The organism is Bordetella flabilis, assembly GCF_001676725.1.
Classification (GTDB): domain Bacteria; phylum Pseudomonadota; class Gammaproteobacteria; order Burkholderiales; family Burkholderiaceae_B; genus Bordetella_C; species Bordetella_C flabilis.
Map to the genome: position 1 here is coordinate 361,413 of NZ_CP016172.1, position 26,908 is coordinate 388,320.

At 67.4% G+C, this 26,908-nt stretch carries 23 protein-coding genes and 1 tRNA gene; 9 read left to right on the forward strand and 15 right to left on the reverse strand.

All coding sequences use genetic code 11. The annotated features are described in order from the left end of the window. Positions 1-105: 105 nt before the first annotated feature. Both rpmA and rplU read right to left on the reverse strand, forming a co-directional pair. The gene (rpmA, locus tag BAU07_RS01655; RefSeq protein ID WP_066653222.1) at positions 106-366 is read right to left on the reverse strand and encodes a 50S ribosomal protein L27; all 261 of its coding nucleotides are present in this window, start codon (positions 364-366) and stop codon (positions 106-108) included. A gap of 33 nt (positions 367-399) precedes the next feature. Continuing rightward, positions 400-711 (reverse strand): 50S ribosomal protein L21, encoded by a 312-nt coding sequence (rplU, locus tag BAU07_RS01660; RefSeq protein ID WP_066653226.1) that lies wholly within the window; start codon positions 709-711, stop codon positions 400-402. A gap of 487 nt (positions 712-1,198) precedes the next feature. Between rplU and ispB the strand changes: the two genes are divergently transcribed. Both ispB and BAU07_RS01670 read left to right on the forward strand, forming a co-directional pair. Further along, positions 1,199-2,164, forward strand: coding sequence for an octaprenyl diphosphate synthase (ispB, locus tag BAU07_RS01665; protein WP_066653230.1), 966 nt, complete (start codon positions 1,199-1,201; stop codon positions 2,162-2,164). Positions 2,165-2,307: 143 nt separating this feature from the next. Beyond that, a tRNA-Pro gene (locus BAU07_RS01670) sits at positions 2,308-2,384 on the forward strand. 273 nt (positions 2,385-2,657) lie between these two features. Here BAU07_RS01670 and BAU07_RS01675 read toward each other — a convergent pair. From BAU07_RS01675 to BAU07_RS01700, 6 genes are all read right to left on the reverse strand, one after another. Further along, positions 2,658-4,166: a class I adenylate-forming enzyme family protein gene (locus BAU07_RS01675; protein ID WP_066653233.1), complete on the reverse strand. Its 1,509-nt coding sequence runs from the start codon at positions 4,164-4,166 to the stop codon at positions 2,658-2,660. 126 nt (positions 4,167-4,292) lie between these two features. After that, complete coding sequence (locus tag BAU07_RS01680; RefSeq protein WP_066653238.1) at positions 4,293-6,341, reverse strand: hypothetical protein; 2,049 nt, start codon at positions 6,339-6,341, stop codon at positions 4,293-4,295. 397 nt (positions 6,342-6,738) lie between these two features. Then, a complete protein-coding gene (locus BAU07_RS01685) occupies positions 6,739-7,080 on the reverse strand; it encodes a cupin domain-containing protein (protein ID WP_066653243.1) in 342 nt (113 codons plus the stop codon). A 13-nt stretch (positions 7,081-7,093) separates the two neighbouring features. Then, complete coding sequence (locus BAU07_RS01690) at positions 7,094-7,828, reverse strand: YqcI/YcgG family protein (protein WP_066653245.1); 735 nt, start codon at positions 7,826-7,828, stop codon at positions 7,094-7,096. Between the two features lie 90 nt (positions 7,829-7,918). Further along, positions 7,919-9,214, reverse strand: a complete 1,296-nt coding sequence (locus BAU07_RS01695) for an MFS transporter (protein ID WP_066653254.1) — start codon at positions 9,212-9,214, stop codon at positions 7,919-7,921. After that, positions 9,211-9,930 carry a hypothetical protein gene (locus BAU07_RS01700; RefSeq protein ID WP_066653257.1) on the reverse strand — a complete coding sequence of 240 codons (720 nt, stop codon included), beginning with the start codon at positions 9,928-9,930 and terminating at the stop codon, positions 9,211-9,213. The genes BAU07_RS01695 and BAU07_RS01700 overlap by 4 nt, the downstream gene beginning before the upstream one ends. Positions 9,931-10,134: 204 nt before the next feature. Here BAU07_RS01700 and BAU07_RS01705 point away from each other — a divergent pair, with 204 nt between their 5' ends. Then, positions 10,135-11,136, forward strand: coding sequence for a helix-turn-helix domain-containing protein (locus BAU07_RS01705; protein ID WP_066653260.1), 1,002 nt, complete (start codon positions 10,135-10,137; stop codon positions 11,134-11,136). 12 nt (positions 11,137-11,148) lie between these two features. Next, the gene (locus BAU07_RS01710) at positions 11,149-11,775 is read left to right on the forward strand and encodes a flavin reductase family protein (RefSeq protein ID WP_066653263.1); all 627 of its coding nucleotides are present in this window, start codon (positions 11,149-11,151) and stop codon (positions 11,773-11,775) included. Positions 11,776-11,818: 43 nt separating this feature from the next. Here the strand turns inward: BAU07_RS01710 and BAU07_RS01715 are convergent, their stop codons facing one another. After that, positions 11,819-13,924, reverse strand: a complete 2,106-nt coding sequence (locus tag BAU07_RS01715) for an NEL-type E3 ubiquitin ligase domain-containing protein (protein WP_066653265.1) — start codon at positions 13,922-13,924, stop codon at positions 11,819-11,821. A 358-nt stretch (positions 13,925-14,282) separates the two neighbouring features. Here BAU07_RS01715 and BAU07_RS01720 point away from each other — a divergent pair, with 358 nt between their 5' ends. Together BAU07_RS01720 and BAU07_RS01725 are read left to right on the forward strand one after the other, a co-directional pair. After that, the gene (locus BAU07_RS01720; RefSeq protein WP_066653266.1) at positions 14,283-15,158 is read left to right on the forward strand and encodes an endonuclease/exonuclease/phosphatase family protein; all 876 of its coding nucleotides are present in this window, start codon (positions 14,283-14,285) and stop codon (positions 15,156-15,158) included. A gap of 1 nt (position 15,159) precedes the next feature. Beyond that, the gene (locus BAU07_RS01725; protein WP_066653267.1) at positions 15,160-17,691 is read left to right on the forward strand and encodes a penicillin acylase family protein; all 2,532 of its coding nucleotides are present in this window, start codon (positions 15,160-15,162) and stop codon (positions 17,689-17,691) included. Here BAU07_RS01725 and BAU07_RS01730 read toward each other — a convergent pair. Genes BAU07_RS01730 through BAU07_RS01740 form a run of 3 tightly spaced genes read right to left on the reverse strand, consistent with a single transcriptional unit; the run spans position 17,688 to position 19,386 of the window. After that, positions 17,688-18,020 (reverse strand): FxLYD domain-containing protein, encoded by a 333-nt coding sequence (locus BAU07_RS01730; RefSeq protein ID WP_066653273.1) that lies wholly within the window; start codon positions 18,018-18,020, stop codon positions 17,688-17,690. The two genes, BAU07_RS01725 and BAU07_RS01730, sit on opposite strands and share 4 nt — an antisense overlap. Before the next feature lie 26 nt (positions 18,021-18,046). Beyond that, positions 18,047-18,703, reverse strand: a complete 657-nt coding sequence (locus BAU07_RS01735) for a 3-oxoacid CoA-transferase subunit B (RefSeq protein ID WP_066653275.1) — start codon at positions 18,701-18,703, stop codon at positions 18,047-18,049. Then, positions 18,700-19,386, reverse strand: coding sequence for a 3-oxoacid CoA-transferase subunit A (locus BAU07_RS01740; RefSeq protein ID WP_066653277.1), 687 nt, complete (start codon positions 19,384-19,386; stop codon positions 18,700-18,702). The genes BAU07_RS01735 and BAU07_RS01740 overlap by 4 nt, the downstream gene beginning before the upstream one ends. A gap of 270 nt (positions 19,387-19,656) precedes the next feature. Here BAU07_RS01740 and BAU07_RS01745 point away from each other — a divergent pair, with 270 nt between their 5' ends. Further along, positions 19,657-20,478 carry an IclR family transcriptional regulator gene (locus BAU07_RS01745; RefSeq protein ID WP_084025102.1) on the forward strand — a complete coding sequence of 274 codons (822 nt, stop codon included), beginning with the start codon at positions 19,657-19,659 and terminating at the stop codon, positions 20,476-20,478. Positions 20,479-20,604: 126 nt separating this feature from the next. Continuing rightward, complete coding sequence (gene queC / locus BAU07_RS01750) at positions 20,605-21,333, forward strand: 7-cyano-7-deazaguanine synthase QueC (RefSeq protein WP_066653279.1); 729 nt, start codon at positions 20,605-20,607, stop codon at positions 21,331-21,333. 19 nt (positions 21,334-21,352) lie between these two features. Here queC and BAU07_RS01755 read toward each other — a convergent pair whose 3' ends face one another. Further along, positions 21,353-21,907, reverse strand: coding sequence for a GNAT family N-acetyltransferase (locus BAU07_RS01755; protein ID WP_066664542.1), 555 nt, complete (start codon positions 21,905-21,907; stop codon positions 21,353-21,355). Positions 21,908-22,236: 329 nt separating this feature from the next. On the opposite strand from BAU07_RS01755, the gene ilvD reads away from it, so the two are divergent. Continuing rightward, the gene (gene ilvD, locus BAU07_RS01760; RefSeq protein WP_066653281.1) at positions 22,237-24,099 is read left to right on the forward strand and encodes a dihydroxy-acid dehydratase; all 1,863 of its coding nucleotides are present in this window, start codon (positions 22,237-22,239) and stop codon (positions 24,097-24,099) included. A gap of 135 nt (positions 24,100-24,234) precedes the next feature. On the opposite strand, the gene BAU07_RS01765 is transcribed toward ilvD, so the two are convergent. Beyond that, complete coding sequence (locus BAU07_RS01765; protein WP_066653290.1) at positions 24,235-25,419, reverse strand: MFS transporter; 1,185 nt, start codon at positions 25,417-25,419, stop codon at positions 24,235-24,237. Positions 25,420-25,545: 126 nt separating this feature from the next. Then, entirely contained in the window at positions 25,546-26,883 is a 1,338-nt protein-coding gene (locus tag BAU07_RS01770) for an NAD(P)H-dependent oxidoreductase (RefSeq protein WP_066653291.1), read from the reverse strand. Between the last annotated feature and the right edge of the window lie 25 nt (positions 26,884-26,908).

Consider the following 26,908-nt stretch of genomic DNA (forward strand, 5'->3'; position numbering starts at 1 on the left):
GCGCGCGATGCGGCGCGCCTGTTCTCTAGGAGTGGAAACGATAAAACAAAAAGCCCTGCCGCACGCGACAGGGCTTTTTGCGGTGCGGGATCGAAGATCCTGCTTTTACTCGGCAGCGACGATCGAAACCATCTTCTTGTTCAGCGCGCCCTTGGTGGCGAACTGCACCTTGCCGTCGACCAGCGCGTACAGCGTGTGGTCCTTGCCCATCCCGACGTTCACGCCGGGATGCACACGGGTACCGCGCTGACGCACGATGATCGAACCGGCCGGGATCAGTTGACCGCCGTAGGCCTTGACGCCGAGTCGCTTCGATTCTGAATCGCGACCGTTTCGCGTAGAGCCGCCGCCCTTTTTCTGTGCCATGTTTAGCTCCTGCTATGGATACCGATGCCCGATTCAGGCGGTGATGTCGCCGATCTGGATTTCGGTGTAGTTCTGACGGTGGCCCTGATGCTTCTGATAGTGCTTGCGACGGCGCATCTTGAAGATCTTGACCTTGTCATGCCTGCCATGCGCAAGAACTTTCGCCTTGACCACGGCGCCCGAGACGAACGGCGTACCAATTTTCAACTGGTCGCCTTCGCCCACGGACAGCACCTGGTCCAGGGTGATTTCTTGCCCAATGTCAGCAGGTATCTGTTCTACCTTGAGTTTTTCGCCGGCTGCGACACGATACTGCTTGCCGCCGGTTTTTATGACCGCGTACATGGGTAAATTCCTAGGAAAATGAGGTGATTACGGCGCCCTTGTTTTCCAGCACACTTCATCGCGGCGCCGCCGCTACGCCAAGGCTTGCACCAGGCTGCGACAGCTTTGCGATGATTTACCATCCCCCCCCGTGATCCACCTGCGTACTTCAGGTCGCACCGCGTGGATCCCTGGGGAGATGCAGCCCGATGCGAGATACCCGCCCCGGACGCAAGACGCCGAACTCGAAATTCTATCCTCGCCCGCGCCCAAAGTCAAAAAGTGCTGTCCGCCCAAGGGCTTAGCCCTTGCATCGGGTCGCCGTCGCGGGTCCGCCTGCAGGCATCCCATACGCCGTGCCATAGTGGGGCGCCGGTGCGCGGCGCGCGACGGGGAATCGACGCACGACACCGTATAATCCATCCGACCCCCGGTCGGCTTGCATGGCGGGCGCGGGCCCGCGATGAGAGCCGTGCGGCTCGCCTCTTTCTTACCACCCGGACACGTCTTGAATCTCCCCGAGCTCATTGCCCCCATTGCCGACGACATGAAGGCGGTCGACGCCGTGATCCGCGCGCGGCTGGATTCCGACGTGGTGCTCATCCGCACCATCGGGGACTATATCGTCGGCGCGGGCGGCAAGCGCATGCGCCCGGCGCTGTTGCTGATGGTCGCGCGCGCGTTGGGGTACTCCGGCACGGACCACCATACCCTTGCCGCGGTCGTGGAATTCATCCATACCGCCACGCTGCTGCATGACGACGTGGTGGACGAGTCGGATCTGCGCCGTGGCCGCCAGACCGCCAATGCGGTCTTCGGCAATGCCGCCAGCGTGCTCGTGGGCGACTACCTGTATTCGCGCTCCTTCGAAATGATGGTCGATATCGACTCGATGCGCGTCATGGCCATTCTTTCGCAGGCCACGACGGTCATCGCCGAAGGGGAAGTGCTGCAATTGCTCAATGTGCATGACCCGGATGTCTCGCAGGAGCGTTACCTCCAGGTGGTGCGCTACAAAACGGCCAAGCTTTTCGAGGCTGCCGCCCAGGCCGGCGCCGTGCTCGCTGGCGCGACCGCGGAACAGGAACAGGCGGCCGCCGCCTATGGCCGCCATATCGGCACGGCCTTCCAACTGGTCGACGACGTGCTGGACTATGGCGGCGATGCCGAGGCGCTGGGCAAGAATGTGGGCGACGACCTGCGCGAAGGCAAGCCCACGCTGCCGCTGATCCGCGTGATGGAAGTCGGCACCCCCGAACAGCAGCAACTGGTGCGCAGCGCCATCGAGACCGGCCATGCCGATTTCGAAGCCGTCGCGGCCGCCATCCACGCCACCGATGCGTTGCCGCACGCACTGGACGCGGCGCGCGCGGAAGCCGAGCTGGCGCGGCAGGCGCTGGCCGCGTACCCAATTTCCGTTTATCAGCAATCCCTGCTAGAATTCTGCGCTTTCGCGGTAAACCGTGATCGCTGATGCAGGCCAGTGCTGCATGGCAGTCAACAGGGTACGTGGACGGTAGACCGAAGGGCGTGATTGCACGTTGGCCATCTTGGTACAAGGTTGCCTTCATGCGATAAGCACCCGTGCCGGCCGCCCGCCATCACCGCGCGAAACATCGGGGCGTAGCTCAGCCTGGTAGAGTACTGCGTTCGGGACGCAGGAGTCGGAGGTTCGAATCCTCTCGCCCCGACCACTGATTGTGGTCGAATTCTTGGTGGTGTTCTCGACGCCAGCAGCAGAAGCCGGAACCGCGCGAGCGGCGCCGGCTTTTTTGCGTCGGGTGTCGCCGGGCCAACGGGGTAAGCGCGGGTCGATGTGCGGCCTCTTCGTGCCCATTCCGCACCGTTTCCCGATGGCATAGGCGGGTCAGGCGCTTTATCGCTTTGCCTTTACATGCGGCCCCATGGGAGCGCGCATGGACGGCGATCTTCCCATCTGTGGGCCCGGCCTCACGGCGCCGGGAAAGCTATGGCCTCATCGCGGCATACCGCGCGCGCAGTTCCGTCTTCAATACCTTGCCGTTGTTGTTCTTCGGCAGCGCGTCCACGCGCACATAGGCCTTGGGGCGCTTGAAGCGCGCGATGCGCGCAACGCACAGCGCATCCAGCTCGCCGTCCGTGACGGCATCGCCGGCCCGGTCCTGCACGACGATGAAGGCGATGACGTTCTCGCCCCATTCGGGGTCGGGCGTTCCGATGACGGCGGTTTCCGCCACCGCGGGGTGCTCCAGCAAGACCTCTTCGACCTCACGCGGGTAGATATTGGAGCCGCCGCTGATGATGACGTCCTTGGAGCGATCCAGCAGCGTAAGAAATCCATCGGCGTCGAAGTAGCCGATGTCGCCCGTATATAACCAGCCATCCCGCAGCGCCGACGCGGTGGCGCGTTCGTCGGCCCAATAACCCTGCATGACGGTGGCTCCGCGGACAATGACCTCGCCCGACACGCCGGCCGAAACGGCGCGGCCGTCCTCGTCGACCACCCGCACGTCGACCACCGAGTGGCTGCGGCCCACGGAAGCCAGGCGGCCGTTGCCGGCGTGCCGCGCGGCCGTGATTTCCTGGCGCGTCATGCAGGTAATGGTCATGGGCGTTTCCCCCTGGCCGTAGATCTGCGCGAAGCAGGGTCCGAGGGCCGCGAGGGCCCGTTCGATGTCGGCGGCATACATCGGCCCGCCGCCATAGACTATGGACTTGATGCCGGAGGGCGGGTGTGGCCGGCCCGCGGCTTCGTCGACCAGCCGCTTGACCATGGTGGGCGCGGCAAACATGCACAGGTCGCCCAGCGCGTGCGCCAGATCGAGCACCTCGGCAGGGTCGAATCCGCCGGACGCGGGGACCACGTGCCGCGCCGCCGAGGCGGCGTAGGCGAAGGTATACAGTCCCGCGCCATGGGATATCGGCGCGGCGTACACATAGGCGTCCGTGCCGGCTACCGCTTCGACGTCGGAACGGTAGCTGACGCTCATGGCCAGCAGATTGGCGTGCGTCAGCATCGCGCCCTTGGGACGGCCGGTCGTCCCGCTGGTGTAGAACAGCCAGGCCAGATCGTCGTCGCGCGACCCGTGCATGCTGGCTTCGGCGAACGATTCCGGCGCCGGCAATGCGTTCACGTCGATGGCGCGGATCGTGGCGGGCAGCGCCATCTCGTCCAGGCGGTCGGAGACGATGGCGCGCGCCCCGCTGTGTTCGATCACATAGGCGACTTCGCGCGCGTGCAGCTTGACGTTCACCGGGGTGATTACCAGCCCGGCCCATAGCGCGGCATAGAGCAGTTCCAGGTACTCCGGCCGGTTACCCATGCACAGGACCACGCGGTCCCCCGGCGCCAGGCCCAGCGAGGCCAGCCAGCTGGCGCGCTGCCGCACGACGCGCAGCATGGTGCCGTAGTCGTACCGAACGGAAGCGCCGGCGAGCAGCGCGGGCCGTTGCGGCCAGGTTCTGGCCGCGCCTGCGAACAGTTTGGATATGTTCATGGCATGTTCCTCTTTTCATCCCGGACGATCGCCGGTACCGGGACAGCTGGCGGTGGCCCCAATCATACGGGCTGCGCCCGCGCGTGTTGTGCGAGCGCCATGGGCGGCAAGTGGTCGCGGCTCGCGTCAGGCCGGCAAGGCGCTGACGGTCTTGATCAAGCGGTCAGGAATGCTTCCACCCATGTAGAAGATTTCGCTCTCTTCGTGCAGCAGGGTGTTTTGTATGGCGGCCCGCAGCGTGCCCGGCTGTATCTTGCCTTGCTGCACCAGGCGCGGCCCTTCGTTCAGCAGGATGTCTTCGACGGTGCGGAAATCGCCCGGCGCCGACGTGGTGTCGATGGCGAAGAGATGCGGTTCCGGCCGTTCCTTGCCGAAGCGCACGGCGACGGAGCGGTCGGCGCTGAGCGATAGGACCTTGCCGCAGCTGCCGCCCGTCGACGCCGAATGCACAATGCAGGCGACCAGGATATCGTCGCCGGTGGTGCCTGGGCGGATGCTGACACCGGCCTGCAGCATTTTTCGCCCCGCGTTGCCGCTGTGGCCCCGGTACACCCGCGATGGCACCGGGCGCGCGGCCGCCGCCTGCAGCGTGCGCCGGATGCTCTCAGGCGTCGCGGTCTTTCCGGCCGCGCCGGTGCGCGCCAGGTGTTCGTAGATGCCGTCCAGCAGCAGCCTTGGGTCGGCGCCCTGCATTGTGGCGGCGGTTTCCTTCAGCGCCGTGAGCATCGCGCGCTTGCCGAGCGGAGCAAGATGGCCGATGCCCCGCAGCAGCTCCCGGGCCGAGAACACCGGCACGACGAAGTCGGCGGCTTCGCGCGCCCCCTGCAATAGCAAGGCCTTCAGGCTGAAGTGCCGCACCACCGAGCGCAGGCCGGCCTTCACCATCTCCCTGACGCCCTGGCCGACCGCGGCGCGGATGGCGCCAGCCGCCGCGGCCACGCCCGCCGGGCCACCCAGGCCTATCATCGCCACGCTGGCGACGGTCAGCGCCAGCCCGACCGAGTCCCACGCGATGTCCTCGAATTGCACCCGGTAACCCGGGTCCCATTTCAACTGGTGGTAGACATCGTAGAAGGGAATGATCGTTCCCATGATGGATTCGCCCCAGGAGGCTTGGTAGTTGTCTTTTTTCCACTGCGTGATGGCCGTGCCCAGCGCCTGCTTGCGTTGCCCGATGACCAGCTCGCGCAATGGCATGGCGTCGCGGCGCGCGGCACGGACCACGTATTCCGCGCCCGGGCCTCCGGTGCCGCCCGGGTCCTGCGCTGCAAGGCCATACGCCCGCAGCACCGCGCTTGCATGCAGTTCGCCATCGGCGCGGACCACGGCGCCCGCCAGGCGTTTCACTGTGCCGCGGGCGTCGACATGGACGAATTGGCCGCCCGGCAATTCGGCGATGAAGGACGGTCCCAGGCTCCGGCCCGACGCGGACAGGATCGCTCCCGATGGCAGGCGGTGCGCGCCGGAGGGAAACTGCGTCACTTCCTCCACGTGCCAGAGGCGGGTCGGCGCTTCGTACAGGCGCAGCGCATGCACCCCCGCGCGGTCGGCATCCGCGATGGCGCTGAGCGTGCTGAAGCGGTCCAGATGGGATTCGATATAGCGGGCGAACTGGCCGTAGTACCGGGTGCGGACCTCGGGGTCGTCCTTGTAGTGCTCGATCAAGTCCTTTACAGGAACCGGCGTGGGCGATGGCCGCTGCGCGATGGCGTATGGCAGGCCGGCCGCCGAGCGCTCCAGCACATAGGCGGTGGCCAGGGCGCTTCGATCCTGGAACGCCGGCACCGGCGGCGGATCCAGGGCCAGGGACCATTGCTCCTGGTAGGCCCGCAGCCGGGTCGCTTCTCCGATGCCGGGACCAGCGTCGTTGGCCCTGGCCCAGGCCGCCGCTTCTTCGCGCCACAGCGCGATGGACGCCGACCGTGCGTCGTAGTCCCGGGGTGAGCGCTGCGCCTTGCGATGGACGGCATTCGCCGCGAAAAGCAGATTGTCCTGCCCCATTGCCTTCGCCTTCGGACCCACCAGGACACGCGCCGCCGCGATCCGCGCGCCGATAAGCGAGCGCGGGTCCGCTTGCGTGTCCACATCCGGCGTTTGCAGGGCGGTGGGGCGGCACGCCGATGTTTGATCGGCCTTGGCGATATCCGCTGTTGCGGCCGCCGCGCGGCTGTTCATCGCCGCCTGTACTCCCGTGTCACGTCGCCGGCGCGCGGCGCGATGAGGGTCGTGAACCGGCCACGCTGCGAAGGCTTCCGCCTGCCGTTCGACAGTGGCGGATCGCGCGTGCGTCAGGATGACGGAGGCGCGCCCGGCGGGCGGGAGGGAGGCGGATAGGGGCGGGGTGGCGTGGGAGGGTGGAGCGGACAGTCGGAACAGCGAAGACATGAAACCTCATGAAGCGGACGGACGAGGCGGCGCGTCATGATTTCAGGAGCTTGGGCCATGCCGCTGCCGTGAGCGGGCATGAGTGGCGCCGGCGGCATTTTCGTTGCCTCGGCCAGGGTGGGGCCGCCCGCTTTGCCGGCTGTCGCGCAGCGGGCGGCCTGCCGCTCCCCGAGCGGCGATGCTTGCGTCAGGCTATCGCCAGCGCGTCCGCCGATTCCCGTAGCTGCGGGGCCAGCCGCTCGAACGCGATCAGGTAGATGGCGCCCTGGGACGACGCCGTCGACCCGTGGATGGTGCCTCCTGGAAGATCGATGACATCGCCCTTCGTGCAAAAGTACTCCACCCCGTCCGCGTAGACGGTCAGTCCGCCGTCGACGATGATCAGCGTTTCGTCGGTGGGGTGGCTGTGCGTGCGGTGTTCCTTGCCGGGCGCGTCGCGCTGCACCTCGATGCAACCTTGACGGGGCAGCAGCGCCCGCAAGTCCGTTGCCAGTCCGATATCGCCAAGCAGTCCCTTGATGATTTCCATGGTGTCCTCCGTCTCAGATTTCCGAAGCCACGTCGGCGGCGCGCATCGCATGGAAAGGGCAGCCGGTGGTGGGGCGGTTGTCGTCACCGAGGAAATACTGCTTGTACTCCCGGTTCGCCGGATCGCCGTAGGCGCCAAGGTCGCGCGAGGGCGGGATCATGTCGTACTTCTCCAGCCGCGTCCTGACCTTGGACACGCTGGCATCGCGCGCCTTCTGCGTGCCGAGGATGCCGTCAAAGACCCAACGCGGCTGGAAAGTGACCATGAGGGAACTGGAGCGCCGGCTCTGGCGCTGTACGTGCGCGGGCGTATTGCACACGACGAAAATGGGTTCGCCCGCGAAGCTGAACTCCCATTCGGGCGTATCGAGTTCGGCTGGGATATCGGCCGGCCATTCGGCTTCGTCCAGCGACGACAGGCGTCCCAGCATGGCCCAGAACTTGGCCCGGTACGCCTCCAGCGGCAGCAGGGGCCTGGGGCGAAAGAATACGACCAACGATGTGTTGGGACCGAAGCTGCGCGCTTCCTCCACATAGCGGCGAAGATTGACGGCAAGTCCTTCCACGTCCTCCTCGTCGAGGAACAGATAGCGCAGCTGGTCCGCGCGGAACCCGGCTACCCCGAAGATGCACGGGAAAGCACGGGTGTCGCTGTTGAAGCTGGCAGCCAGCTCCTGAAAAAGGATGGCCTGCCACGTTCCTTCGGCGTAGCGCTCCTGCACTTGTATACGGCTTAGATAGTCTTTCACGGCTGTGTCTACCCTTTCTGGTTGAGGGAAATGAATCGACCCGCCATGACGTGCGCGCGGCGCCCGGCCGCATCGGCACGGAAAGAGAGACTAGCCTTGATGCAGCACGCGCATCGCCGCCGCGCCGATACAGCCCAGGGCCGAGATGGCCGCCATGAGGACAACGAATCCGGTATAGCTCTGGGCGGTGTAGACCAGATGGCCAGGGGCGCCTGTGGCGGAAGCCATCAGCAGCATGCCCACCAGCGGCTGAACGAGGGCAGCCGTAATGCCGGCGAGCGTGGTATTGAACGACGCTCCGATGCCGATCATCTCGGTGGAGTAAAGCTTCCTGACGGACTTCAATACCAGCGGTACGGTGCCGCCTGCAACGAAGCCAAGCGCGCAGAAGCACGCAATGGCATACGTGTAGCCCAGCGCCGAGAGCAATGCCGGGAGCAGGGTCAGCAGTATGGCCGCGCGAACCAGGCAGTTCCACATCAGCGCGCGACGCACATTGGCCACCCGGTCGGACATATGGCCCAGGACGATAGACCCGACCACATTGCTGACCAGGAAGGCCAGGATGCAAGTGCTGGCCTGCTCTTTACTGACGGCCAGCGTATCGCGGACCATGGGTAGGCCCCATACTCCAGATAGCGTAGTGACAGAAGCGAAGTGCGAAGCGAAAACCGTCGCGCATCCCCAGCTGTCGCGGTTGCGCAGGCGGCTGCGGAACAGCCCTATGGTGCGCATGAACCTGGCCGGCATATCCTTGATGGCCAGGGGCTGCTGGTCGGCGCGCGAGAACACCATGAAGGACGCGGCCAGCGTAATCCCAATGGCGCAGGCCACGATGGCGAAGCACTCGCGCCAACCCAGGCCGGACACCGCGACGGCCAGCGGCGTGGTCGCCATGGCGCCACCTACATAGCCTGAAACCTGCGACAAGCCGGACATGAGGCCGAAGCGGCTTTGCCGGAACTTCAGGGCGACCAGTTTCAGCATGGCGGTGAAGACCAGTGCGTCGCCGCACGCCACCACCAGGCGCGCCGCGAACGCCGCGGGCACGCTGGGCGCCATGGCGAAGCACACGGTGCCGGTCAAGGACACCAGCAGGCTGCCCAGCAGCACGCGCCGCACCCCAAGGGTGTCGACCAATATGCCGGCGGGTATCTGCATGGCCAGGTAGCCATAGAAATAGCCCGAAGCCAGCACGCCCAGGCCCGCCGCATCGATGGAGAAAGACCGGGAGAGCTCGGTCAGCATGGATTGGGGCGCCAGCCGCTGCATGAACGCGATGGCGTAGGCCACCGCGATCAGCATCCAGGACGCGTAGGCGCGCGCCGACGGCCGGTCGGCCTCGAGCGCGGCCGGCGGTGGCGCCAACGAGACAACCTTGCTCATGACAGGGTCGGTCGGCGTACGATCCCGAGGGAGAACAGTGCGTCGCCGGCACTCGGGGCCAGCTCGGCGATGCGCTTGCCCACATGCGTCGCCGCCCCGCGATAGGGCGGCTTGCGGTGCTTGATGTGGCCGTAGACGTCGCGCATGACGAGCGCCGGCAGCTCCAGCACGCGGTCCGGATATAGCCGCTTGGCAGCCAGCACGGCCAGGGCAAGCAGGCCGGCCCGTCCGCCGTTTTCTTTAGGCGGGTCGGCCTGCAGGTCCGGGACGACCTCGGCACACCGGCGCGCGTTGGCCAGTGCGACGATGGCATTGCGTGTCCGCCAGCAGTACAGCAGCCGCGATTGATGCGGCCGCTGGCGAAAGGCCTCAGCGAAGATCAGGTCTGTGACATCGCTGTACAACCCCAGGCCCTGGTAGGGCGGCGCCAGTTCCGTACCGGATCGGTACAGGCAAAGGTCGCCGTTCATGTCGAAGTACTGGTAGATCGAAAACCCCACGAGCTCCTTGTCGGCGTGAATCATCACCAGGCCATAGCCACTGCGAAAGGGGCTGTGGGTCGACGTCCAATGCGGCGCGGTGACGTCCCAATTCATACCGATAAGGCGGTTGAAGGCGTCCATGGTGGCGGCGCGCTCTTCGACCGGGAAATCCTCGGCGCGTGGAAACGACCGAAGCGTAATGGTTTTCCCGTTCGAGAGAAGCTTGATCGGCATCGCGCAGCCCTGCCTTCTATATCGTTTTTTTTGATCGAAACCTGCTGGTTGGCACGCGCTTCGCGGGCTGGCCCAACGGTGGCTTCTTTCCCCATGGCATCGCGATTCTCGAGCATCCACCGAATATGGTTCGCTGGTTTACGGTCAAATTTCGATAGAATTGGGCCAACCCTCGTTTCCGCCCCCTTGGCCCTGTAGCAGCTTATGCACGCGCCCGTCATCGCCGTTATCGCATTCGACCGGATCAGCGCGTTTCATCTGTCGGTGCCCTGTGCCGTATTCGGCCGCTACGGCGGCGTGCCGGGCGCGCCCAAATTCCAGCTGAAAGTGTGCTCAGCCGAGCAGGAAACCCTGATGACCACGTCGGGTTTTTCCCTGGTGGCAACGCCGTCGCTGGAGATCACCCGGACCGCCGATGTGGTGGTGGTGCCCAGTTGGCGCGACCCGCGCGAGACACCGCCCGCGCCGCTGGTGGAAGCCGTCGCGGCGGCGCATGCGCGCGGCGCGCGGGTGGTCGGCCTGTGCGTGGGCGCCTATGTCCTGGCGGCGGCGGGCATCCTGGACGGCCGGCGCGCCACCACCCACTTCGCCTGGGCCGACCACTTTGCCCGGACTTATCCCAAAGTCAAGGTGGAGCCCTCGGTGCTCTACGTCGATGATGGCAACGCCACCACGTCGGCAGGCACGGCGGCCGGCATCGACTGTTGCCTGCATATCGTGCGGGCCCTGTACGGCGCCAAGGTCGCCGACTTCGCCGCTCGGCGCCTGGTCGTGCCGCCGCATCGTCATGGTTCGCAGACCCAGCTGGCGTCGCAGCCTTTCCCGACCGAAGGGTCCGGCTTTCGCCTGGCCGAGCTGCTGGACTGGCTGCGCGGCACCATCGTCGAGAAGCACACGGCGGATAGCCTGGCGGAACGGCTGGCGATGAGCCGGCGCACCTTCAACCGGCGCTTCCTGTCCCTGACCGGATGCAGCCTGGGCGAATGGCTGCTGGCGGAACGGCTGCGCCTGGCGCAAAAGCTGCTGGAGACCACCGAACTGCCGCTGGAGGTCATCGCCGCCAAGGCCGGCCTGGGCAGCGGATCGTCGCTGCGGCAACATTTCTCCCGGAACTTCCAGGTCTCGCCATCCGCATATCGGCGGCAGTTTCGCGGCGGACCCGGCCGCACGCCGGGCCGGGAAGACGCTCCATCCATCACAACCTGAGCACCATCGCGCATGTCCCCAGACATCCATTTCTATGAGCCGGCCCAGGGCCACGGCTTGCCGCACGATCCGCTGAACGCCATCGTGGCGCCGCGCCCCATCGGCTGGATCGCCAGCCGGGCGGCTGACGGCGCGCTGAATCTGGCGCCTTACAGCTTCTTCAATGCCTTCAATTACAGGCCGCCCATCATCGGTTTCTCCAGCGTGGGGCGCAAAGACTCGCTGAATAACATTGAACAGACGGGCGAGTTCGTGTGGAACCTGGCGACCCGGGACCTGGCCGAGCCGATGAACCGCAGCAGCGCGGCCGCGCCAGCCGAGATCGACGAGTTCGCCCTTGCGGGGCTCACGCCGGTGGCCTCGCGCATCGTCGGCGTCCCACGCGTGGCGGAAAGCCCGGTGGCCTTCGAGTGCCGGCGGTCGCAGATCATCCGCCTGCAAAGCGCCGCCGGCGCGGACATCGATGCCTGGCTGGTGCTGGGCGAAGTGGTGGGCGTCCATATAGACCGCGCCCTGCTGAAGGACGGCATTTTCGATACGGCGGCGGCCCGGCCGATCCTGCGGGGCGGCGGCCCGACCGCGTACTTCGAGATATCACCGGAACTCGCCTTTCACCTGCGGCGTCCGGACTATCCCTGACAGCGCGTGCTGGCGCGGCGGCGCGCTGCAGTGAAACGCGAGGTCAGTGCGTCTGCCTGGGCTGTGGCGCGATGCCATGCGCGGCCAGGAACCGGCGCACCACCGGGCGCATGGTCGAGCGCTGGACCTCGTCGGCGACGACCGCGCCGAGCTGAAGCACGATATCCGTGTCCATGGGGCCCGCATTCCGGCGGTGAGCGAGCTCGCTGTCGCGGAGCCGCTTGTCGATCAAGCGCTCGTAGCGCGTCCAGAATATGCGGTATGGAACCTTGAATACGGACAAGTCGCTCGCCTTGTCGTGGACGAACAGCGTTCCTTTCCTGTTCAGCAGCCGCTCCAGGGCGCGGTAGAGCAGGCCACGGTCGGTATGGATGCGGGCGCGCCGGCGCTGCGCCTCGCGCAGCCGCCCCGGCGCCAGCCGGCCGATTACCGAAGTCATGGGCGCCCATGTCGTCAGGAAATCGACGAAGCCGGTTTGTTGGCGTGCTCGCAATTGCACGCGGGCCAGGTCGACGTCTTCGTCGCTCAGCAGGGCAGGATGCTGGAAGGCCGTATCCGCCCGGATGATCGGCAGCTTTATCTCGCCGTACAGCCGCTTCTGCAGATGGACGAAGGCGTCGATTTCATCGACTTCCTCCTCCCGCTTGCGCAGTTCCGGCATGCGCGCGACGATGAATTCGCTCAATACCTCACGGTTGAGCATGCTTTCGGCCAGGTCCAGCAGCCCGCGTATGTTGTGGTCATAGAGCCCCGCCTCGGCGTCCGCGTTCAGGGATGCGGTGTACAGGTCGTTCAGGGTCATGACGACACGGTCGGCACATGTTTCGGCGCCGTTGCGGGCGATCTCCACGCAGCGGGCCTGGAAAGCCTTGTTGCCCGGCTGCTGCATCTTGTCGATCAATGCGGCGATCTCGGCGCGAAACGCGGGGCCATCCTTGTCCGCGATGGCGCCCAGGCGACGCAGCATGCTTCTGAACGCCAACGCGGCCAGGAGGTCCTGTTTCTGCAGCTGTGCCCACGATTCGTTGGGCGCGGGGATCCACGCCTTGACGGCCTGCGTCAGCATGTCGTCGGGGTAGATCGCCCCCATGGCCTCGTGCGTCAGGCCGGCGCGCTCCATATCCTCGACCGGGACGATATCGTCCGCCAGGCTGACGAAATCGCGAAGTATCCGGGCTGTCTCGATCGATCTTTGTACATCGTCGAGCTGCTCGACGACGCTCAGCCGGACATGCGCGGGCATGGCCGCCCGTAGGGCTGCCGCGTCGCAACCCCGCCCGCCCACGGTGACGAGGCGCAGGTGCGGACCATAGCTCGCGGCGCCGGCTTGCAGCGGGTTGTTCCCGAGATCCACCAGCACGATGGCTTCCGGCAGTGCATCGCGCGGCGGGAAGGCGACAAGCCAGTTGTTCGACAGTATCACCTTGGTCAGTGCCGCTACCTTGCGCAAGGGCGGGCATTCCTTCAGCTCCAGGCAATTCAGGTCCAGGGGCGCCTCGTAGTTGCCGGCCCTGACATAGGCCGCGGTGCGGTCGTATACCTCCTGGCGCGGGTCGAAGGCGCCGGGGTCCGCATGGATATAGGCCCGCATGTCCACCTCCCACTCATCCAGGGGATGGCCCAGTTGCTCGCGCAGGGCGAAAGGCGAAAACCGGGCAAGGCCGGACGCCGCTGCGCCGGGCAGCGAACCGGTCCGCGCCGCATGAAAGTCCACCAGGTCGCGGAACAGCTGGACGATCTGGTCCACCTGGTCGATGTCGCTGGCGTCGAACACGCCGGGCTGGCCGTCGGCCCCGATGGTGCCCCGGCGCAAGACGCAGAACGGGATCACGGTTGTATCGCTGCAATAACGGTGTTTGTATTCCGATGCCGTTTCATCGCAGAAGTCATCGTAGTCATGGAAGAAGACGGATGGCCGCTCCGCGTCTGGAATATCCAGGGCGGCAATGGCATGGCACAGCGTCGCGCCAATGTCCGTGGCGTGCAGTACCTCCATCGCGCGCGCGAACCGCGCTTGCGCGTAGGGCCACGATTCCTTCATACGGAACGCCACTCCGCACACCACCTCGATGGCGTCTTCGGCCGTGTCGGCGTTGTGTGCACCCGGTATAAGCGCGATGCCCCCGGCAGGTCCAGAGATCGTGATCATCGAGATTTGCCTCCCGCCGGCGGCAAGTGGCCGCGTGGCTCGGCCTGGACGCGCTTCGTTGTCATGCTTCCAAGCTCCTGTTCGACCGCCGGATTGCCCGGCGCCCCTTTTTCGAGCGCGTTGAGTGCCCCGCTGCCGTAGGCCGGTTCCATGCATCGATGCCCGTATCTGCGACGTGCGCGCGCACGTCCCGGCCCTGGCGTGGGACGCCATGCCGGCCCGTGGGCGGCTGCGCTTCCTTCCTGCCCGGGGCCCTCGGGGAAGAAGGGGCTGCCGCCGGCCGGTTTTGCTCAAAACAAACCGTCGTAAGCCCTGCGCTCGGGTGGACGGGTAACAGGGCGGCTGGTAAAACCCCCGTATGCAACTGGTGAACTGGAACATTCAATGGGGGCGTGGCGTCGATGGCCAGGTCGATCTGCGGCGCATCGTCGACGAAGCGCGCGGCCTGGCCGACTTCGATGTCCTGTGCCTGCAGGAGGTCACGCGCGGCTTCCACGGCGGACCGGGCGGCGGCGGCCTGCCGGGCGATCCGGACGCCGACCAGTTCGAGGCGCTCGCCGCGCTGCTGCCAGGCTATACGGTGCTGGCCGGCATAGGCTGCGATATCGCGCCGGTAACGCCCGGCGGCGCGCGACGCCAGGTCGGCAACCTGATCGCCACACGCTATCCGGTGGGACCGGTGTTCCGTCACAGCCTGCCCTGGCCGGCGGATCCGACCGCCATGTCGATGCCCCGCGTGGCCGTCGAAGCCGTGGTCCACAGCGACGTGGGTCCGCTGCGCATCCTGTGCACCCACCTGGAGTTCTATTCCGCCACGCAGCGGCTGGCCCAGGCGCAGGCGTTGCGCGATCGGCACATCGAGGCCAGCGGCCATGCGATGCGCCCGGGCCCGGATGGCGGTCCCAATAGTCCCTTCGCCGCCACGCAGCGGCCGCGGGCGGCGCTGGTCTGCGGCGATTTCAACAGCGCCGTCGAGGACGCGGCGTATCGCTGCATGCTCGAGCCCATGCCGCCCGGCGTACCGCCGCTGGTGGACGCCTGGGCGGCGGTGCATGGCCAGGCGCCACGAGCGCCCACCGTGGGCCTCTATGACCACGCGCAGTGGCCGCAAGGACCCTTCGCCTGCGATTTCGTCTTCGTCACGCCGGACCTCGAGGCGCGGCTCACGCGGTGCGATGTCGACGCGCGCAGCGCTGCGTCCGATCATCAACCCATCGTCGTGGAGCTGCGCTGACATGGCGGGCCCGTCGCCCTCCGCCGTCGTTCGGCCGCGCCGCCTGCGGCGTTTCCTGGTCTGGTTCGCCGCGTCGCTGGTGGTGCTGGCCGTGCTCGCTGCCGGAGCCGGATGGTGGGCACTGCAGGCCAGCCTGCCGCGGTTGGATGGGGAAGTCGCCGTGCCCGGACTGTCCGCGCCCGCCACGATCGCGCGCGACGCGCAAGGCAGCGTGACCGTCAGCGCGTCCGACCGGCTGGATCTGGCCTATGCCACGGGCTATGCGCACGGCCAGGACCGTTTCTTCCAGATGGATCTCCTGCGCCGGGTGCCGGCTGGCGAGGTCGCGGCCCTGGTGGGCGCCTCTGCGCTCAATGTGGATCGGCGCAACCGCATGCACCGGTTTCGCAGCCGCGCCGAAGCCGCATACCGGGCGCTGCCATCCGCGCAGCAAACCCTGCTGCAACGCTATGCGGACGGGGTGAACGCCGCGCTGGCGGCATCGCCGGTATGGCCCTTCGAGTACATCACGCTGGGCGTGCGTCCGCAGCCCTGGCGCCCGGAAGACACCCTGCTGGTGATCGACGCCATGTACCTGGATCTTCAATCCGGCGAGCTCAACCGCGTGCTGTCGCGGGGTTTCCTGCGTGACATGGTGCCGCCCGAGCTGCTCGCCTTCCTGACGCCACGTTCCAGCGCAATGGACGCACCGCTGGACGGTGCCGCGATGACCGTGGCGCCGCTGGCCGTGCCCGCCACCCGTCCCGACTGGCTGGACGCGCCATCGCCCGCGCGCGGCGAAACCGGCCGCCCAGGGCGGGCTGGGGAGGCGGCGTCGGGCCCCGCCGGTCTTGCGCGCGCCTACGCGTGGAGCGCAACCGACGGGGAGCGTGACGGCTGGGGCGGCACCGCCACGGACGTCGGCAGCAATGCGTTCGCGGTGGCCGGGGCGCACGGGCAGGGCGGCGCGGCGCGCGTGGCGAACGATATGCACCTGGGGCTGCGCCTGCCGAACATCTGGTATCGGCTGACGCTGGTATTGCAAGGACCGCAGGCGCGGCGCATCTCCGGCGTGAGCCTGCCGGGCGCGCCCGTGGTGGTCGCCGGCAGCAATGGCGACGTGGCGTGGGGATTCACGAACAGCTACGGCCATTTCATCGACCTGGTGCGCCTGCAGCGCGACCCCGCAGACCCGCGGCGCTACCGTGGTCCGTCAGGCAACTGGGAAACCGCCATCGAACATGACGAGCGGATCGACGTGAAGGGCGGCGCGCCGGTACGCCTGGCGGTGCTGGAGACCCGCTGGGGCCCTATCCTGGAAGCCGGCGAAGGATCCTACGCGGTCGACTGGATCGCCTATCGTGCCGACGCGGTCGATCTCGGGCTGCTCGGCATGGAAACGGCCCGGAATGTGGCCGAAGCCCTGCGGGTGGCGCAAGGCGCCGGGGTGCCGACGCAGAATATCCTGGTCGCGGATGGCGCCGGGCACATCGGCTGGACCCTGGCCGGCCCCTTGCCCGGGGCCGTTCGCGACGCCGACGGCTATCCCGTGGGGGCGGCGGGCGCACCCCCGCCCGCGCCCCGTCTGCCGGCCAAGGATTACCCCAGCATCGTCGACCCGCCGTCCGGGCGGCTCTGGACGGCGAACAGCACCCAGTTGGGCGACCCCGCCCGGCAGCGCAAGATCGGCGATGGCGGCGCGGACGTCGGCCTGCGCGCCTCGCAGATCCGCGCCGGCCTGCTGGACGGCGATGTATACGATGAGCGCGCGCTCCTGGCGATCCAGTTGGACGACCGCGGACTGTGGCTGGAGTTCTGGCGCCGGCTCGCGCTGGAGGCCCTGGACCCGCAAGCGCTGGCCCAGCATCCGGACCGGGCGGCATTCCGCCGCATCGTGACGCAATGGAACGGGCGTGCCGACGTCGACCAGGCCGGCTACACGCTGCTGCGGGACTTCCGTGAAACGCTGTACGGGGCGTGGTTCGGAGGCCTGGACGAACGCCTGTCGGCCCGCGCGCCCGAACTGGCGCCGGGGATTTCCGTCGGCCGTGCATCGTCGCGCCTGGAGGCCGTCATGCAGGCGCTGGCGCGCCGCCATGCCTGGATTCCCGCGCGCCATGCGGACTGGCGCGCTTTCATGCTGGCCAGCATCGACGCCACCGTCCAGCGCAACCGCCCGCGCGGCGCGCCTTTGGCGGACGCGCGCTGGGGCCAGCGCAACGTCCTGGCCGTGGGCCATCCCTTCGCCGGCATGTTGCCCGCGCCATTGCGGGGCTGGCTGACCGCGCCCGCCCAGCCGATGCCCGGGGATACCAACATGCCGCGCGTGCAGCGGACCTCGTCCGGGGCGTCGGAGCGGTTCATCGTCGCGCCGGGCAGGGAAACCGAGGGCATATTGGAGATGCCGGGCGGCGCGTCGGGCCATCCGCTTTCGCCGTTCTTCCTGGCCGGGCACCAGGATTGGGTGAACGGCGTGGCCGCGCCTTTTCTGCCCGGGCCGGCCGCGCATACGCTGGAATTGCAGGCGGCCCCGGCTAGTGCGAAAAGCCCCTAGTCGACCTTGACCTCGTAAGCGGTGAACCGGCTGAACGGCTGCGTGGTGGTGGCGCGCAGTTGCCAGCTTTCCTGGTTGGGCAGGTTGTAGGTCTTGGCCGACGCCGTGCCCACCACATTGCCCTGCGGGTCCTGCAGCCGGAACACCACCGACGCGCTGTTCAGCGTGCGGCCCGTATTGTTGTGCAGGGTTCCCGTGATGGCGGTGGCTCCGGAGGCCGTGTCCTTGACGGCCTGCAGGCGGTCGAGGGTGACGCCGTGCGGCAAGGACTGCGCCGCGGCGCTCATCGCCGCGGTCGCGAGCAGCAGGGTGGCGAAGAGGCGTTTCATGGGTTCTCCTGCGTACGGCAAGCGGATCAACGGTGGAGGGATGGCTCCGTGCGCAGCGGCAGGCCGGTAATGCGTTCGAGCGCCGCGACATCGGTATCGCCGAAGGTATCGATAACGTACACGCCATCCTTGCGGATGTCGAATACGGCGACTTCCGTATAGACACGCGACACGCAGCCCACGCCGGTCAGCGGATAGGTGCATTCCTGCACGAGCTTGCTCTGGCCTTCGCGTGTGGTCAATTCCATCATGACGAACACCTGCTTGGCTCCGCTGGCCAGGTCCATGGCGCCGCCCACGGCGGGGATGGCATCGGGCGCGTTGGTGTGCCAGTTGGCCAGGTCGCCCTTCACCGAAACCTGGAAGGCGCCGAGCACGCAGATGTCCAGGTGGCCGCCGCGCATCATGCCGAAGGAGTCGGCGTGGTGGAAGAACGATGTGCCGGGCACCTGCGTGACCGGCTGCTTGCCGGCATTGATGAGGTCGTAGTCTTCCTCGCCCTTGGCCGGCGCCGGTCCCATGCCCAGCATGCCGTTTTCGGTGTGGAGGACGATTTCGCGATCGGCGGGCAGGTGGTTCGCCACCAGGGTCGGCAGGCCGATACCCAGGTTCACGTAAGCCCCTTCGGGAATATCGCGCGCCACGCGGGCGGCCATCTGGTCGCGGTTGAGTTTCGCGTTCATTGCTGCTCCTTGGCGGCTTGCGCGGCGACACGCACCACGCGCTGGACGAAGATGCCGGGGGTCACGATGGCTTCGGGATCCAGCACCCCGAGGTCGACGATTTCGCGCACCTGCGCCACCGCCACCTTGGCGGCGCTGGCCATGATGGGCCCGAAGTTGCGGGCGGTCTTGCGGTAGGTCAGGTTGCCCCAGCGATCGGCGCGCTCGGCCTTGATCAGCGCGTAGTCGGCGTGCAGGGGCAGTTCGAATACGTACTGCTTGCCGTTCAGTTCGCGGGTTTCCTTGCCGGCGGCCAGGGGCGTGCCATAGGCGGTGGGGGTGTAGAAACCGCCGATGCCGGCGCCCGCGGCGCGGATCCGCTCGGCCAGCGTGCCTTGCGGGACCAGTTCCAGCTCGATCTTGCCTGCGCGGTACAGGCCGTCGAAGATCTGCGAATCCGCCTGCCGGGGGAAGGAGCAGATGATTTTGCGTACGCGACCGGCGCCGAGCAGCGCGGCCAGGCCGGTCGTGCCGTTGCCGGCATTGTTGTTCACGATGACCAGGTCTTTGGCGCCCTGCGCCAGCAGGGCGTCGATCAGTTCGACCGGTTGGCCGGCGGGGCCGAAACCGCCGATGAGCACGGTGGCCCCGTCCGGGATGTCGGCCAGCGCCTCGGCGGTGCTTTCAACGAGTTTGGAAATCATCGGCAGTCCGAAGTGAAAAGGAAAGGAGGAAGGTGCATGACGGCCCGGTTGGCGACGGCGTCCGGGGCCTCATGCGCCTACATGCAATAGTGCGCCTGCGCCGTCGGTGGCTCTTTTCCGCCTATTCCGCCGTGTCGCTGTGGCGTGTGCCCAATTTGTTCGTATATAGAACAAAAGTTCTATAATCGAACGCCATACTTTCATGGGCGTGCGAATGCTGTCAAGACGCGCTGTCCTCACCGTGAACACTTTGCGGCTCCGCCGCTTGCCATGCCTTCCATTCCGCTCCCACCCGTCCCGGCGCCCCCCGCCGGGGATGCCGTCACCGTAGCCCCCGGCGACACCTACGTGCAATCCTTTGCGCGGGGCCTGGCCGTGATCCGCGCGTTCGGGCCGGAGCGGCCCCACATGACCCTGTCGGAGGTCGCCAGCCGCACCGGCCTGACCCGCGCCGGCGCCCGCCGTATCCTGCTGACCCTGGCGCAGCTGGGCTATGTCGCCGTGGACGAGCGCCGTTTCGCGCTGACGCCCCGCATCCTGGACCTGGGGTATGCCTATCTGTCGGGGCTGCCGTTGTGGAACCTGGCATTGCCCTATATGGAGGCGGTGGCGCAGTCGACGCGCGAATCGTGTTCGGTCTCCGTGCTGGATGGGCCCGATGTGGTCTATATCCTGCGCCTGTCCACGCACAAGGTCATGAGCATCAATCTATCCGTGGGCAGCCGGCTGCCCGCCTGGGTGACGGCCATGGGCCGTGTCCTGCTGGCGGGACTGGACGAGGCCTCGCTGGACCGGATCCTGGGCGAACATCCGCCCACGGCCTACACCCCTGAAAGCATCACCGATACCGGAGCGCTCAAGGCCGTCATCGAGGACACGCGGCGGCAGGGCTATGCGCGCGTGGTGCGCGAACTGGAGCCGGGCCTGCAATCGGTGGCTGTGCCTGTCGTGGATCGCGCCGGCCGCACGATCGCCGCCATGAATGTCAGTTGCCATGCCAGCCGCTATACGCCGGAAGACATGGTGGCCGCCTTCCTGCCGGCGTTGCGCGAAGCCGCCGAACAGATCAACGAAGCCTTGCGGCGGCGCTAGGCGCGACGGGCGGCTGCAGTACGTCCGGCGCGTGCGGTAAAGTCGGCCCATGGGTGGGCCGGCATCGCTTCCATCGCCCGGGGCCGCCCTTGCCATCATCTCCGACCGCATCTCTTCCTGGTTTTTATGCAAAATCACCAACGCCGCGCCCTGGTCCTGTTCTCCGGCGGACAGGATTCCACCACCTGCCTGGCCTGGGCCCTGGAGCGCTATGCGCATGTCGAAACGGTGGCATTCGACTACGGCCAGCGTCATCGCATCGAGCTGGATGCGCGCCTGAATGTGCGGCGTGAATTGTGCGCGCGCCGGCCGGACTGGGCGGCGCGCCTTGGGGAAGACCATTTGCTGGACCTGTCCGTGCTGTCGCAGGTAGGCGACACGGCGCTCACCAGCGACCGGCAGATCGAAATGCAGGCCAATGGGCTGCCCAACACATTCGTCCCGGGGCGCAATCTGATGTTCCTGACGGTGGCCGCGGCGCTGGCCTACCGCCGGCAGCTCGACGTGCTGGTCGGAGGAATGTGCGAAACCGATTTCTCGGGCTATCCCGATTGCCGCGACGACACGATCAAGGCGCAGCAGGTGGTCCTGGGGCTGGGCCTGGCGACGCGCATGACCATCGAAACGCCGCTGATGTGGCTGGACAAGGCGCAGACCTGGGCGCTGGCGCAGCGGCTGGGGGGCGACGCGTTGGTCGAGACGGTGGTCGAGCACAGCCATACCTGCTACCTGGGCGAACGCGGCGCCCGGCACGATTGGGGCTATGGCTGCGGCACCTGCCCGGCCTGCGCCCTGCGCAAGGCCGGCTGGGAGCGCTGGGTGGCCGGCGCGGCGGCGGACCTGCCGCCGGGCTGATGGCCGCCGGGCCGGTGTATCAGGCCGCAGGTTCGCGCGGCGCCGTGGCGTCGCCGTCGCCCAGCGCGCGCTGCATCAATACCGTGTCCCGCCATTCGCCGAACTTGTGTCCCACGCTCCGCAGGGTACCGACGGGATGGAAACCGCAGCGGGCATGCACGGCCAGCGAGGCGGCGTTGGCGCTGTCGCCCACGACGGCCAGCATCTGGCGCCACCCCAGTGCGGTGCAGCGCTCGACCAGCGCGGTCAGCAAGCGCCCGCCGATGCCGTGTCCCGCCATGCCGGGCTTGACGTAGACCGAGTCCTCGCAGGTGTAGCGATACGCCGGGCGCGGCCGGTACAGGGTGGCGTACGCATACCCGACCACCTGGCCCTCCTGTTCGGCGACCAGGTAGGGCAGGCCGCTGGCCAGCACCGCGGCGCGGCGCTGCTGCATCTCGTCCAGCGAAGGCGGCGCCAGTTCGAACGACGCCGTGCCGTGCAGGACGTGGTGGCTGTAGATGGCCTGGATTGCCGCCATGTCGGCGGGCAGGGCGTCGCGGATAACGAGGGCAGCGGAGCGCGGGGCGTTCATCGGAAAGGCGGTCAGGGTGATAAGGAAGGCGCCAGTGTCGGCGGGCTGCGCCGATGCGGCAAGCGGCGCCGCATTATGCAATCCATAAGCAAAACCTGGGGCAGTTCCCAAGCCAGGGCCGTCCCCAAGCCGGATCGGTCCCGGACCGGCGGCGTCGCGGGCCTCGGGCGGTCCCGGGCTTCGGGCAGTCCCGCTGGCGCAGACGGCGACGCCACCATGGCCGCCCGCGAGCCGCGAGGCGGTCCGACCGTGGCGCGGCCGCGGCCAGGCCCAGGCGTTATGATGATGGCCCATTTCCGCCATTTCCGCTCTTTGCGAGTAGACACGCCATGCCGCAATACCGCTCACGTACTTCCACCCATGGCCGTAACATGGCCGGCGCGCGCGCCTTGTGGCGCGCCACCGGCATGAAGGACGGCGACTTCGGCAAGCCCATCATCGCGGTGGTGAACTCCTTTACGCAGTTCGTGCCGGGCCATGTGCACCTGCGCGACCTCGGCGCCCTGGTCGCCGGCGAAATCGAAGCCGCGGGCGGCATCGCCAAGGAATTCAATACGATCGCCGTGGACGACGGTATCGCCATGGGCCACGACGGCATGCTGTACTCGCTGCCGTCGCGTGAACTCATCGCGGACTCGGTGGAATACATGGTCAACGCGCACTGCGCCGACGCCATGGTCTGCATCTCGAACTGCGACAAGATCACCCCGGGAATGCTGATGGCCGCCATGCGCCTGAACATCCCGGTCGTGTTCGTATCCGGCGGCCCGATGGAAGCCGGCAAGATCAAGTCGCCGACCGACGGCAAGGTGCTGGCCAAGATCGACCTGATCGACGCCATGATCAAGGCCGCCGACCCCGCCATGAGCGACGCCGATGTGGCGGAGTACGAGCGCAGCGCCTGCCCCACCTGCGGCTCCTGTTCCGGCATGTTCACCGCCAACTCCATGAACTGCCTCACCGAGGCGCTGGGGCTGGCCCTGCCCGGCAACGGCACCATCGTCGCCACCCACGCGTGGCGCAAGGGCTTGTTCGAGCAGGCGGGCCGCCTGGTCGTGGACCTGTGCCGCCGCTACTACGAGCAGGACGATGCGTCGGTCCTGCCGCGCAACATCGCCACCAAGGCGGCCTTCCAGAACGCCATGACGCTGGACGTTGCCATGGGCGGATCGACCAATACGGTGTTGCACCTGCTGGCGGCGGTCCAGGAAGCCGGCGTGGATTTCACCATGGCCGACATCGATCGCATTTCGCGTCGCGTGCCCTGCCTCTGCAAGGCCGCGCCGGCGACGGACAAGTACCACATCGAGGATGTGCACCGTGCCGGCGGCGTCATCGGCATCCTGGGCGAGCTGGCGCGCGCGGGCCTGCTGGACCTGTCTACCGGCAACGTCCACAGCGGCACGCTGGGCAAGGCGCTGGAGCAGTGGGACGTGAACGGCGGCGCGGGCGAAGCCGCGCAGAAGTTCTATCGCGCGGCCCCGGGCGGGGTGCCGACGCAGGTGGCCTTCAGCCAGGATCAGACCTATCTCACGCTGGACCTGGACCGCGCCAACGGCTGCATCCGCGATCTGGAGCACGCGTATTCCAAGGACGGCGGGCTCGCCGTGCTGTACGGCAACCTGGCCGAGAAGGGTTGCATCGTCAAGACGGCGGGCGTGGACGAAAGCCAGCTGACCTTCCAGGGCCGTGCGCGCGTCTTCGAAAGCCAGGACCAGGCGGTGGAAGCCATCCTGGCCGACAAGATCGTGCCGGGGGACGTGGTGGTCATCCGCTACGAAGGCCCCAAGGGCGGTCCGGGCATGCAGGAAATGCTGTATCCGACCTCGTACCTGAAGTCCAAGGGGCTGGGCAAATCCTGCGCATTGTTCACCGACGGGCGCTTTTCCGGCGGCTCGTCGGGCCTGGTCATCGGCCATGCCTCGCCGGAAGCCGCCGAACAGGGCACCATCGGCCTGGTGCGCGATGGCGATGCGATCCAGATCGATATCCCCAATCGCCGCATCCACCTGGAAGTGAGCGCCACGGAGCTCGCCGCGCGCCGCCAGGAAATGGAAAGCCGCGGCGATCGCGCCTGGAAGCCCGTCGACCGCCAGCGCGTGGTTTCGCAGGCGCTGCAGGCCTATGCCGCCCTGGCCACCTCCGCCGATCGCGGCGCCGTGCGTGACGTCAGCCAGTTGACGCGGCGTTGAGACATAGCGCCGCGGCGTGACCGTCGCGGCGCCGCCCTGCCCTTACGGGGCGCTTCTGGGGTGCGTCTCGCATCCCCGGGCACTCCAGGATGATGCGGGGTTGCCACAGCCAGCCCCCCCGGCGCCGCCGCGCCCCTACGCGCACTCGGCGGCGGGCCGGCCGGGGCGCGCGGGCTGCTCGCGCCGGTCCAGGCGCCAGCTGTAGCAGGCCACCAACAACCCCCCGGCCGTCATCAGGCTGGCAACCCACGGCAGCGCGGCCAGGCCAGGGCCGTGGTCGATGGTAAGGCCGCCCACCCAGGCGCCCGCCGCATTGCCCAGGTTGAAGGCCGCGATATTGAAGGCCGACGCCAGGTTGGGCGCGCCCGCCGCTTTTTCGAGTACGCGCATCTGCAGCGGCGGCACGGTGGCGAATCCCGCCGCGCCCAGCAGTCCCACGGTGATGGCCGCGGTCAACTGCGCATGGGCCGTGAAGGTGAAGACCGCCTGCAGCAGGGCCAGGATCAACAGCGTCCCGATCAAGGTCGGCATAAGCCGGCGGTCGGCGAGTTTGCCGCCCAGCGTATTGCCCACCACCAGGCCGACGCCGAACAGCAGGAGGATGGGCGACACGGCCGCATCCGAGAAGCCCGCCAATTGGGTCAGGATGGGCGCGATATACGTGAAGGCCGCGAACACGCCGCCGAAGCCGAGGACGGTCATCAGGAAACCGAGCAGCACCTGGGGACGGCCCAGCGTCCGCAGTTCCTGCGTGAAGTTCGCTTGCTGGTCATCGCGGCTGCGCGGCACCAGGAAAGCGATGGCCGCCATGGCCACGATGCCCACCGCCGTGACAGCCCAGAAGGTGCTGCGCCAGCCGAAATGCTGCCCCAGCCATGTGCCCAGCGGCACGCCCATCACATTGGCCAGTGTCAGGCCGGTGAACATCAGCGCGATGGCCGAGGCCTTCTTGTCGGCCGCGACCAGGCTGGTCGCCACCACCGAACCGATGCCGAAGAACGCGCCATGCGCGAACGAGGTCAGCACGCGGGCGGCCATCAAGGTGCCGTACCCGGGCGCCAGGGCACAGGCCAGGTTGCCGACGGTGAAGAGCAGCATCAGGCCCAGCAGGACGGTCTTGCGTTGCAGCCGGGACATCATCGGTGTGACGATGGGCGCACCGATGAAGACGCCCAGCGCATAGCCCGTGACGAGCAGGCCGGCGCTGGAAAGAGTCACGTTGAGGTCGCGGGACAGCTCCGGCAGCAGTCCCATGATGACGAATTCAGTGGTCCCGATGCCGAAGGCACCGGCGGCAAGCGCCCATAAAGCGACAGGCATGGCAATTCCCGAGGAATGATACGAAGGCCGTATTGTGCGCGTCGACCATTTCGGGAAACAGACCGCCCGGAACAAAGGACTTGTACGCCGGGAGCAACAATCGCGGCGCCTGGCCGCGCCGCTCATTCAAAGATAGCCTTGCTCCATCTCGCGGCGGAATCGCAGCGCTTCGCCCGTATCGTCATAGTCGATGTCCGACCACTTCACCGCCTGGGTCGCGCGCACGGGGTTTTTCAGCTTGACGTTGTGGGCCAGGCCCAGCGGCAGATAGCCGCCTTCGACGGAATCGCGCGCCGGCATCAGCCGCCCATAGACGGTATAGCCGCCTTCGCCGTCCAGCACTTGGCCTGCCGGCATATCGCGCTTGGCGGTGGCGACCACATCGCCATGCCAGCCGCTGGGGCTGCCGGTGGGCTCCCGGCGCAGCGCCACATTGCCCACGCTGATGCCGAGCTCCATGCCCATGAGATGGTAAGGCTTGTACATGGCCGAATAATTGCCGCTGGGGTCCGTGACCACGCCGTATTCCTTGAAGCAGCGCCGCACGTAGTCGCTGTCCGCGGCAAGGACGACGTACACCCCCCAGCGCAGATCCCGATAGACCGGCCGCCCGTCGCGTTCCAGCGAGGACACCACCTCGACCTGCCCGCGGTGGTGCAGCGTGCCGCCATCGTCGCGCGGCCGCAGCACCCGCGCCAGGTCGTCCACGCCACAGGGCGGAAAGTGCAGGCCCGAGGGCGCGGGGAGCAGGCCGGTCGCGTTCGACACCGCGGCCATCTCGATGGCGCTCTTCGTGCCATCCAGGAAGCTATTGAACATCTGCGCGTTGAAATCGCCGGCGGCTACCATCTCCGGGGTAAAGCCGTAATACGGCCAGACGGTGTCCGGCGTCGAGGTATGGAAGGCGGGAAGGTACTTCGTGCCCTTGCCGGCGGCGACCACGTCAAAGCCGCTGGCGCGCGCCCAGTCCACCATTTCGCAGATCAGGGCCGGCTGGTCGCCATAGGCCAGCGAATAGACGACACCCGCTTCGCGGGCGCGGCGCGCCAGCAAGGGGCCGGCCAGCGCGTCGGCCTCCACATTGACCATGATGATGTGCTTGCCGTGGTCGCAGCACGCCAGGGCGTGGCGGATGCCCGCCGTCGCGCTGCCCGTGGCGTCGATGACCACGTCGATCTCCGGGTGGCTGATGACCGCCAGCGCGTCATCGGAGCAGAACACGGCTCCGCCGCGGACCGCCTCGCCAATGGACTTGGCGTGCAAGGCGGCGGCCGGCCACCCGACTTTGGTCAATGCCGCGCGCGCCGAGTCTGGTCGGAGGTCCGCCAGGGCCACCAGGCGCATCCCCGCCGTGCGATGCGCCTGACTCAGGAACATGGATCCGAACTTGCCGGCCCCGATCAGCGCGATACGTATCGGTTTGCCATCGGCCTCGCGTTGCTTGAGCATGCGATGAAGGTTCATCCCGGGTCTCCTCGCGTCTGGGTGG

Bases quoted from the DNA above. Each gene is read 5' to 3' on its own strand.
- BAU07_RS01685 (WP_066653243.1), bottom strand. From the start codon at position 7,080: ATGGAAATCATCAAGGGACTGCTTGGCGATATCGGACTGGCAACGGAC.
- BAU07_RS01745 (WP_084025102.1), top strand. From the start codon at position 19,657: ATGCCTTCCATTCCGCTCCCACCCGTCCCGGCGCCCCCCGCCGGGGAT.
- BAU07_RS01675 (WP_066653233.1), bottom strand. From the start codon at position 4,166: ATGAACATATCCAAACTGTTCGCAGGCGCGGCCAGAACCTGGCCGCAA.
- BAU07_RS01695 (WP_066653254.1), bottom strand. From the start codon at position 9,214: ATGAGCAAGGTTGTCTCGTTGGCGCCACCGCCGGCCGCGCTCGAGGCC.
- BAU07_RS01740 (WP_066653277.1), bottom strand. From the start codon at position 19,386: ATGATTTCCAAACTCGTTGAAAGCACCGCCGAGGCGCTGGCCGACATC.
- BAU07_RS01715 (WP_066653265.1), bottom strand. From the start codon at position 13,924: ATGATCACGATCTCTGGACCTGCCGGGGGCATCGCGCTTATACCGGGT.
- BAU07_RS01770 (WP_066653291.1), bottom strand. From the start codon at position 26,883: ATGAACCTTCATCGCATGCTCAAGCAACGCGAGGCCGATGGCAAACCG.
- ilvD (WP_066653281.1), top strand. From the start codon at position 22,237: ATGCCGCAATACCGCTCACGTACTTCCACCCATGGCCGTAACATGGCC.
- BAU07_RS01730 (WP_066653273.1), bottom strand. From the start codon at position 18,020: ATGAAACGCCTCTTCGCCACCCTGCTGCTCGCGACCGCGGCGATGAGC.
- BAU07_RS01735 (WP_066653275.1), bottom strand. From the start codon at position 18,703: ATGAACGCGAAACTCAACCGCGACCAGATGGCCGCCCGCGTGGCGCGC.
- queC (WP_066653279.1), top strand. From the start codon at position 20,605: ATGCAAAATCACCAACGCCGCGCCCTGGTCCTGTTCTCCGGCGGACAG.
- BAU07_RS01710 (WP_066653263.1), top strand. From the start codon at position 11,149: ATGTCCCCAGACATCCATTTCTATGAGCCGGCCCAGGGCCACGGCTTG.
- BAU07_RS01680 (WP_066653238.1), bottom strand. From the start codon at position 6,341: ATGAACAGCCGCGCGGCGGCCGCAACAGCGGATATCGCCAAGGCCGAT.
- BAU07_RS01755 (WP_066664542.1), bottom strand. From the start codon at position 21,907: ATGAACGCCCCGCGCTCCGCTGCCCTCGTTATCCGCGACGCCCTGCCC.
- BAU07_RS01720 (WP_066653266.1), top strand. From the start codon at position 14,283: ATGCAACTGGTGAACTGGAACATTCAATGGGGGCGTGGCGTCGATGGC.
- BAU07_RS01700 (WP_066653257.1), bottom strand. From the start codon at position 9,930: ATGCCGATCAAGCTTCTCTCGAACGGGAAAACCATTACGCTTCGGTCG.
- rplU (WP_066653226.1), bottom strand. From the start codon at position 711: ATGTACGCGGTCATAAAAACCGGCGGCAAGCAGTATCGTGTCGCAGCC.
- BAU07_RS01725 (WP_066653267.1), top strand. From the start codon at position 15,160: ATGGCGGGCCCGTCGCCCTCCGCCGTCGTTCGGCCGCGCCGCCTGCGG.
- BAU07_RS01705 (WP_066653260.1), top strand. From the start codon at position 10,135: ATGCACGCGCCCGTCATCGCCGTTATCGCATTCGACCGGATCAGCGCG.
- rpmA (WP_066653222.1), bottom strand. From the start codon at position 366: ATGGCACAGAAAAAGGGCGGCGGCTCTACGCGAAACGGTCGCGATTCA.
- BAU07_RS01765 (WP_066653290.1), bottom strand. From the start codon at position 25,419: ATGCCTGTCGCTTTATGGGCGCTTGCCGCCGGTGCCTTCGGCATCGGG.